We start from the raw sequence: 7,171 nt of genomic DNA, 5'->3' as shown, positions 1-7,171 counted from the left end.
CTTGTCGTAGACGATCTCGTGATGGACCTCGGAGTTGGGGAGCAGCCGCAGATGCCGGCCGACGTACTGCTCGAACAGCTCGCCCAGGTCCCGCGCGAACGCCTCGAACACTTTGCTGTCGTAGTGCTCCATCCCTGTGTAGTACAGGCCCATCGGGCATACCGTGCCCAGCACGGCAGGTGTCACCGGGATCAGGTAGTCGCACCCGAACACCCACGTCTCCCACGCAATGCGCCGCCTGACCGAGGAGGGGGAGTGGCTGCCGGTGTTCCAGCTGACTGCATACGCGCCCGAGTTGAATCCCGTCGAGTACCTCTGGGCACACGTGAAGCACAGACTGGCGAACCTCGCATCTGTCGCGCTTGGCCGACTCGAAGCACTCGTACGCAGCCGGCTCAAACGGCTTCAGTATCGCTCCAAGGCCCTCGACGGCTTCATCATGGCGACCGCGCTCTCCCCTGATCTCCCACCGCAGCCGCCCTGAAGCTTGCTCGAGATGCACGCCAATGAGCGTTCATCGCATGTGGAACCACCACGCCGACGCGAGGTGAAGAACACCGAGGAGGCCGGCGGAGATGGCCATGCCCCTGTTGCGCTGCTGTACGCCGATCGCGGAGTCGCCGATCTGGGCCAGGCCGGCGACGGCGAGAACGGGGGCGACGGTAGACCGGTCGCCCATGGCGAACAGGGCGAGGGTGATGGCGGTGAGGGGGATCGCCCGGGCTCCGTAGGCGTTCGCGTAGAGATGTGTGCCGCCGTTGACGGCCATGCCCTTGGGCAGGGCGAGGCCGGGCCTGATCATTCCGGCGATGCAGAAGCCAGCCGAGGTGAGGGAGGCGAGGCCGTTGGCGGCAATGAGGATGGCTTGGGCGGTGGACGAGTTCACAGTTACGTCTCCCCGTGAATCATTCTTATCCTGAATGGTTTTTTGAAGCTATCATTCTCGGCATGAGCGATGTCAATGGGGCGACGGCCGGCGATGCCTCGGGCCTGACCTCGACTGTGGTGTTCAGGCTCGGCACTCTCGGCACGGTGGTCACCGACCGGTTCACACGGGAGATCGAGGGGCTGGGCCTCAAACCGAAGCACGTCGGCCTGATGGCCGCGCTCAGCCTTGCTTCCGTTGCGTCCCAGCAGGAACTGGCCGCGCGGATGGGGGTCGCGCCCAGCCTGATGGTGACGCTGGCCGACTATCTGGAGGGTCTCGGCGCGGTTCAGCGGGTCCGGGATCCGCAGGACCGCCGCCGGCAGGTACTGACACTCACCGAGGAGGGGCAAGGCCTGCTGGACCGCTGCACATCCTTGGCGCGGACCCTGGACAAGGAGTTCGTGGCCGGGCTGACGGAGGAGCAACGGAAGGCGCTGGACGAGGCGCTGCGCGTGATGGCGAACCGCGCCGGCCTGCCGTAGAGGACGAGGGAAATGGGACGTCCCCTCGTTCATCGGTCGTGAGCGAGGGGACGTTGCTGACATAGATGTACTGCGGGACACCACGGGCGGCCAGAGCCGGCCGCAGGGCGGCGGCCAGGCGGACGGTGTCCTCGGCGAAGCCCCAGCGGTGCCCGACCACCGCCCTGGAGTGGTCGTCCAGGAAGGCGAACAAGTATGTCTTGCGGCCGTCGATCCGCCGCCCGTGCAGGGCATCCCCGACCCACAGCTCGTTGGGCCGGTCGGCCTCGAACCGGCCGAAGGCGCCGGTGGGCTTGGGGTTCTTCAGGGCGACCAGGCCGGTGCGGTGGAACATCCGCTGCAGCGTGCGCTCGTCCGGCGCCCACCCCAGTTGGGCTCGCAGGATCCGGCGGCAACGGGGACTCGCGGCCCCTCACTTCGACCCGATGCGTCAAGTCGGCTGGATAACTCACAGCCATACGATTCCTGGCATGACGACAGCCAACTGCTACACCTGCGGCCAGGAAGAACGATTCGACGATCTGCCACTACGTGAGCGCATCGTCGAGGATCAGCATTGGCGGGTAGCCCATGCTTTCGATGCGGCACTTCCTGGATGGCTGGTGCTGGTGCCCCGCCGCCATGTAACGGCCATCCACGAGCTCACCGACATGGAGGCCGAGACGCTGGGAATGTGGCAGGTCAGGTTGTCTCGGGCTCTCCACGACGTGACTGGGTGCGTCAAGACCTACGTTGCGCAGTTCGCTGAGGTTGAAGGGTTCGCCCATGTGCACTTCCACGTCATGCCGCGCATGAGCGACCTTCCCCAAAAACTGCGTGGCCCTGGTGTCTTCGACTTGCTCAGGCAGCCTGAACAACTACGGGTGTCCGCTGGCACTACAGATGAAATCGTGCACTCCCTTCGCGTCCACCTACGTCCTGGCCCTTACGCCCCGTGACCGACCACAGAACTTGAGCCAGAACCTTCTCGGGCTCTGGCTCAACTTCTGTTTGCGCCGTGAGGCGCTGTTGGTTCGAGTGGAGGTGAAAGACCTGCACCAACCCGCTGTCGCAGCAGTCGGGTTGAAGCTGAGGGCAGCCTGACCCGGGTGATGCCGGGGAGGGTGAGAGCGGCCCTGACAAAGCCGGGACGTGTCCAGTACTGCCAGATGGGGTGGGTCCGGCAAGCGTGATGGAGAGGAGTACGCGAGGAACCGACGTTTACGTCTCGTACTGGTTCTAACAAAAGCTGTTGATCATGTGACTGTTGGCTTGTCCGCTCGTTGGTCTGGTCGTGGGGAAACGTCAGTCCCGGCCGTGGATCGTGTCGGATGAACTGTGGTCGCTCATCGAGCCGTTGCTGCCCGAGCCGGCGCCGAAGCTGGTCGAGGGCAGACCTCGAGTGCCGGACCGGCAGGCGCTGTGCGGGATCCTCTTCGTCCTGCACACCGGCATCCAGTGGGAGTACCTGCCCCAGGAGCTGGGCTTCGGTTCGGGGATGACCTGCTGGCGGCGCCTGGCGGCCTGGAACGAGGCTGGCGTGTGGGAGCAGCTGCACGTGCTGCTGCTGGAGAAGCTGCGGTCGAAGGACAAGTTGGATTGGTCCCGGGCGGTGATCGACTCCTCTCATGTCAGGGCTGCCCGGCGAGGCCCAAAAGCGGTCCCAGCCCGGTCGACCGAGCACGTCCGGGCAGCAAGCACCACCTCATCGTCGACGGGCAGGGCATCCCACTCGCGGTATCGCTGACCGGCGGCAACCGCAACGACGTCACCCAGCTCCTGCCCCTGCTCGACAAGATCCCGGCGATCGCGGGCCGGGTCGGCAGACCACGCCGACGCCCCGACGCGCTGCTGGCCGACGGCGGCTACGACCACGACAAGTACCGCCGCCTGCTCTGGCAGCGCGGGATCCGACCCGTGATCGCGAAGCGAGGCGAGCCCCACGGCACCGGCCTGGGCATTTTCCGCTACGTCGTCGAGCGCACGATCGCCTGGCTCCACGGCTTCCGCCGCCTGCGCATCCGCTGGGAACGACGCGACGACATCCACGAAGCGTTCCTCGGACTCGCCGTCTGCCTGATCACCCACCGCCACGTCCAACAGCTTTGTTAGGGGCAGTTACTGCGAGAGTTCACACAGGCGCACGGCGAGGGCGGCGATGTCGTCGTCAAGGCGTCCTCTGCTGTAGCGGAGGAGGTCACGGTGAAGAGCCGTGAGCAGGTCGCGGGGTGGCGTCGGGGGCTGTCGGCGCATCCAGGCGGCCAGCGGGAAGAACTCGCCGTCGCGGGCGCGGGCCTCGGCGACCCCGTCGGTATAGAGAAGCAGCAGGTCGCCGGGGGCGAAGTCGAAGGTGTCGACGTTGTAGTGATCGCCGATCAGCTCCGCGAGGTTGAGCAGTGGCGACGGGGTGGTGGGCTCGAGGGCACGGAGTTTCCCACGGTTCAGGAGCAGTGGTGGGGGGTGTCCGCAGTTGAGGATCTCGATGCGCCTGCTCCCGTGCGGGATCTCGGCGAGAAGGGCGGTGGCGAAGCGCTCCATCGGCCCCTCGGGGGGAAACGCGGCGTTGTAACGGGTGCTGCTGGCGTCCAGCCGGCGTGCGACGCTGACCATGTCGGCCTCGCTGTAGGCCGCCTCCCGGAAGGCGTTGACGATCGCCGCGGCCTCCCCCACTGCCGGCAGGCCCTTGCCCCGCACGTCACCGATGAGCAGCCTGACCCCGTATCGCGTGTCGACCACCTCGTAGAAGTCCCCGCCAATACGGGCCTCCGCCGCGGCCGCGAGATACAGCGACTCGATCTCGACGCTCCCGAAGCGGCGCGGCATAGGACTCAGCACCACCTGCTGCGCCGCGTCGGCGACGAGCCGCACCTGAAAGAGGGTCCGCTCCCGCTGGAGCCGGACATGACTTCCGTACGCGGCCGCCACGGTGACCGCGATGATCCCCGAAGTCGTCCACCACGTCCCCAGGCCGGGGAACACGACGCCGAGGCCGATCATCAGAAAAACGCAGACCGTCCCCAGCAGGACGGTGGGGAGCACCGGCCACATAGCGGCGGCGAGGGCCGGCGCCGCGGGCAGGAGGCGACTGAAGGCCATTTCCGGGGGAGTGGCGTATGCCAGGCTGGCGATGACGACGGTCAGGATGACCGGCGACAGCCGCACAAGCATCCCCTGGCTGCTGTGGCGACGATGGAGCCGCAGCCGTCCAGACTCGATCACACTTCACAGAATATCTACGCAATGAGGGCATAGCGCTCTGGCGGATCAGAGTCGGCCGCCTGCCCCGGACCGGCTCGCCGGCTTTGTCGGTGCCGCACCTGTTCCGCGCGACTCCAGCAAGGTCAGCGGAAACCAGTGACGCCCCCAGTGAAACAACCGCCGCCTCCAGCGGGTCTTCTAGGTCTCCGCGCTGTTCAGTATCCGAAGGTGCGAGGAGTCCCGCCGGTTTTACGATCGCAAGCGTGCCGAGGGTAAGCGCCATAACCAGGCCGTCCTCGCGCTCGCCCGCCGCTGTGTCAACGTCCTCTGGTCCCTGTTGCGCGACGGCCGGTGCTACGGCCTCACGCCCCCACCACCCTCGCAGCTTGACAGGCGCCATTAGGAATCAATGGCGCAAACCCAATGGTTGTCATGGTTCGGTGACAACGATCAAGGTTCGGTGGCACAGGACACTCCTTCATGGCGCGCAGGGTCGCCGCTTGCCTCAGAAATCGAACACATGCTCCAATCGGGGTGTGCGTCGCCTGGACCACCTGACCGACACCCAGGAGCGCATCTTGCGCTTCATCCGTGCATCCGTGCGCCCATCGCCGATTGGGGTGAGGCACCGACGATGGGCTCGCTCATGCGGGTGCGGACATGTTCAACGAGGGGTGAAGGAGTCGTCAGAGTGAAGGCCGACCTGCTGGCGCTGTTCGATCAGAGGGAGGGGCCAGCGGGCAAGGCGTACCTGCTGGGGCACTGGATCAGTGAGCAGCGGAAGGCGTGCGCGGCCGGACGGCCGGTGGGGCAGTGGCTGTCCAACCAGCTGCGTCCCGGGGCGCTGGCCGGCCACCCGGAGCGGGTGGAGGTCTTGGCAGTGATCGACCCGGACTGGAACCCGCAGTGGCGGCTGGACTGGCAGTGCCACTACTCCGGGGTGAGGAGTGTTTGGTCGGCGCGGTGCGGTCGTCACCGTGCGTGGGCATTTGCTGCATCGGCAATGCCCGCACGTCGTGTGGCAGGGCCTGATGCCCGAAGAGCGTGAGCGCCTCGCTCAGCTCAGTGTTCAGCCCCTCCCCGCCCAAGGGGCGGAAGGGAGGAAGGGTGCCGCAGAAGGCCGCTGGAGGCGCCTCTGGGGCTTCGAGCGGGGCCTTGCGGCAAGTGCAAGGCGCGTACCGAGCTCTCGGGGTATGCGAGGCTCACCGCTGACAAGCTCCAGCCGCTCGCCCGACTCGGCTTGGAGCGGGCGGCGGCGTGAGAGGCGGCCCCGACCCGCTGCCGTGTGTCGACGAGAGAGATCCCGGGTTCTTCTTGCCGGCCTTCTTCGGGATGGTGAACGTCCCGGATGTGCTGCCCGCCGATGCCCCGCACCGAAAACCGCCATGGCAGAGGGGGCGAGCTCGTGGACCTTCTATGCAGGGATGCGGCGTGGCGTGGTGATCGCCCCCGCCGCCTGGGAGCTGCGCAGGGTGTGGCGGCGCGGGTGAGGGCGCAGGGGCGCGTGTGGGCGGGTGGGGCCGGTTCCGCCTACGGCTGAGCAGCTCGTGGACGCAAAGATCACCGGCGGCGAACGCGTCGAGCCGGCACAGGCCGCCCCGGCGCTGGACCTCATCGCAGCGCTGGAGGCGAGCGTCCGAGCTGCCGAGCGGATGCACCAGTCGTCACGGCCTCGGCCATGACCCTGTTCCCCGAGGGAACACCCGGGCTGGCGAGCCGGGAGTACGGCTGCGTTGCTGTCTGGACTGCGGTCATGGGGCTCCTTGAAAATATCCCCGGCTCGTGCTCGGAGGTGGGACAGACCCGCTCTTCCGGACGCCCTGCCCGCAGCGCGCTGCCCGCCGCGGGGCGGCAGATCCCGTCACGTGATCTGGTCGGGTCGGGATGCTTCGGCTGATACACCACCGAATCTCGGCCAAGTCGGGCAATCCCCGAACGTCATGACCGGGCTCTGCCGCCTTGTCTGCGTTTCAAGGTGCAGGCGGGTTGGTCTGGCCATGACGGCTGGCCGGCCCGCCGACTCTGGCACGGGAGGGCGAGTGTCTCAGTCGACGATGACGGCCATCTTGCCCAGCGCCTCACCTGTTTCCATGATCCGGTGGGCTTCGACGATCTCGTCGAAACGGAAGATCCGTGCCGGCCTTGCCGGCAAGGCTCCCGACTCGACCTTGGCGTAGATCACGTCCAAGGGAACGTCGGCGAGCGGAAAATCGGGGCTGCCCAGGACGAAGGCGCTGCCGAAGAAGCTGAGTTGTACGCCGGTGGGGAGATCGGTGATCGGGTTGAAGTCGCGTACTGGCTCGAAGCCACCGAGGAAGCCGAGTTGGCAGACCCGGCCGCGGGGGCGGACCGTGGCCAGGGAGTCGCGCAGGACGTTGTTGCCGACGAGATCGAACACCGCGTCAACGGTGTGGTTGCTTCTGTTGACCTGGGCGGCCAGGTGGCCGTCGTCGATGAGAACGTCTTCGGCGCGGAGTTCCTTCAGGAGCGGCGCGTGCGCGGGGTTGCGGGTGGTCGCGAGTACTTTCGCGCCGTGGTCGACGGCGAGGTTGACTGCGGCTTGGCCGAGGGAGGACGTCGCTCC

The 7,171-nt window shown here is 67.0% G+C and carries 9 protein-coding genes and 3 pseudogenes; 7 read left to right on the top strand and 5 right to left on the bottom strand.

The genetic code is table 11. From position 1 onward, the window contains the following. Window positions 1–213, bottom strand: a 213-nt coding sequence (locus ACWD35_RS44515; protein ID WP_451357027.1) for a hypothetical protein, incomplete at its 3' end; no start/stop codon positions are given. On the opposite strand from ACWD35_RS44515, the pseudogene ACWD35_RS44510 reads away from it, so the two are divergent. Continuing rightward, window positions 209–484 (top strand): annotated as a pseudogene (locus tag ACWD35_RS44510) (transposase); the annotation flags it as partial. The gene ACWD35_RS44515 and the pseudogene ACWD35_RS44510 sit on opposite strands and share 5 nt — an antisense overlap. A 30-nt stretch (window positions 485–514) precedes the next feature. Here ACWD35_RS44510 and ACWD35_RS44505 read toward each other — a convergent pair. Further along, window positions 515–886, bottom strand: a complete 372-nt coding sequence (locus tag ACWD35_RS44505) for a hypothetical protein (protein WP_451357026.1) — start codon at window positions 884–886, stop codon at window positions 515–517. A 62-nt stretch (window positions 887–948) separates the two neighbouring features. Between ACWD35_RS44505 and ACWD35_RS44500 the strand changes: the two genes are divergently transcribed. Continuing rightward, on the top strand, window positions 949–1,410 hold the full coding sequence (locus ACWD35_RS44500) for a MarR family winged helix-turn-helix transcriptional regulator (protein ID WP_451357025.1): 462 nt from the start codon (window positions 949–951) through the stop codon (window positions 1,408–1,410). A gap of 52 nt (window positions 1,411–1,462) precedes the next feature. On the opposite strand, the pseudogene ACWD35_RS44495 reads toward ACWD35_RS44500, so the two are convergent. After that, a pseudogene (locus tag ACWD35_RS44495) lies at window positions 1,463–1,801 on the bottom strand (DDE-type integrase/transposase/recombinase); the annotation flags it as partial. A gap of 79 nt (window positions 1,802–1,880) precedes the next feature. On the opposite strand from ACWD35_RS44495, the gene ACWD35_RS44490 reads away from it, so the two are divergent. Beyond that, window positions 1,881–2,348, top strand: a complete 468-nt coding sequence (locus ACWD35_RS44490; RefSeq protein WP_451357024.1) for an HIT family protein — start codon at window positions 1,881–1,883, stop codon at window positions 2,346–2,348. Between the two features lie 335 nt (window positions 2,349–2,683). Next, window positions 2,684–3,501, top strand: a protein-coding gene (locus ACWD35_RS44485) for an IS5 family transposase (RefSeq protein ID WP_451357023.1) whose coding sequence is annotated in 2 segments (ribosomal slippage) — window positions 2,684–3,044 and window positions 3,044–3,501 — 819 coding nt in all. Because the reading frame shifts where the segments join, the coding sequence is not laid out codon by codon here. Between the two features lie 6 nt (window positions 3,502–3,507). On the opposite strand, the gene ACWD35_RS44480 is transcribed toward ACWD35_RS44485, so the two are convergent. Continuing rightward, window positions 3,508–4,608 carry a PP2C family protein-serine/threonine phosphatase gene (locus ACWD35_RS44480; RefSeq protein WP_451357022.1) on the bottom strand — a complete coding sequence of 367 codons (1,101 nt, stop codon included), beginning with the start codon at window positions 4,606–4,608 and terminating at the stop codon, window positions 3,508–3,510. A gap of 64 nt (window positions 4,609–4,672) precedes the next feature. Between ACWD35_RS44480 and ACWD35_RS44475 the strand changes: the two are divergent. The 3 genes and pseudogenes from ACWD35_RS44475 to ACWD35_RS44465 all read left to right on the top strand — a co-directional run. Then, a pseudogene (locus ACWD35_RS44475) lies at window positions 4,673–4,990 on the top strand (transposase); the annotation flags it as partial. 288 nt (window positions 4,991–5,278) lie between these two features. Beyond that, window positions 5,279–5,635, top strand: coding sequence for a hypothetical protein (locus tag ACWD35_RS44470; protein ID WP_451357021.1), 357 nt, complete (start codon window positions 5,279–5,281; stop codon window positions 5,633–5,635). Between the two features lie 499 nt (window positions 5,636–6,134). Then, complete coding sequence (locus ACWD35_RS44465) at window positions 6,135–6,269, top strand: hypothetical protein (protein WP_451357020.1); 135 nt, start codon at window positions 6,135–6,137, stop codon at window positions 6,267–6,269. A gap of 362 nt (window positions 6,270–6,631) precedes the next feature. Here ACWD35_RS44465 and ACWD35_RS44460 read toward each other — a convergent pair. Next, window positions 6,632–7,171, bottom strand: a 540-nt coding sequence (locus ACWD35_RS44460; protein ID WP_451357019.1) for a zinc-binding dehydrogenase, incomplete at its 5' end; no start/stop codon positions are given.

Source organism: Streptomyces sp. NPDC002671 (assembly GCF_053592475.1).
Note: the sequence above shows the minus strand (reverse complement) of the source record. Positions and strands in the feature narration are given on the sequence as shown.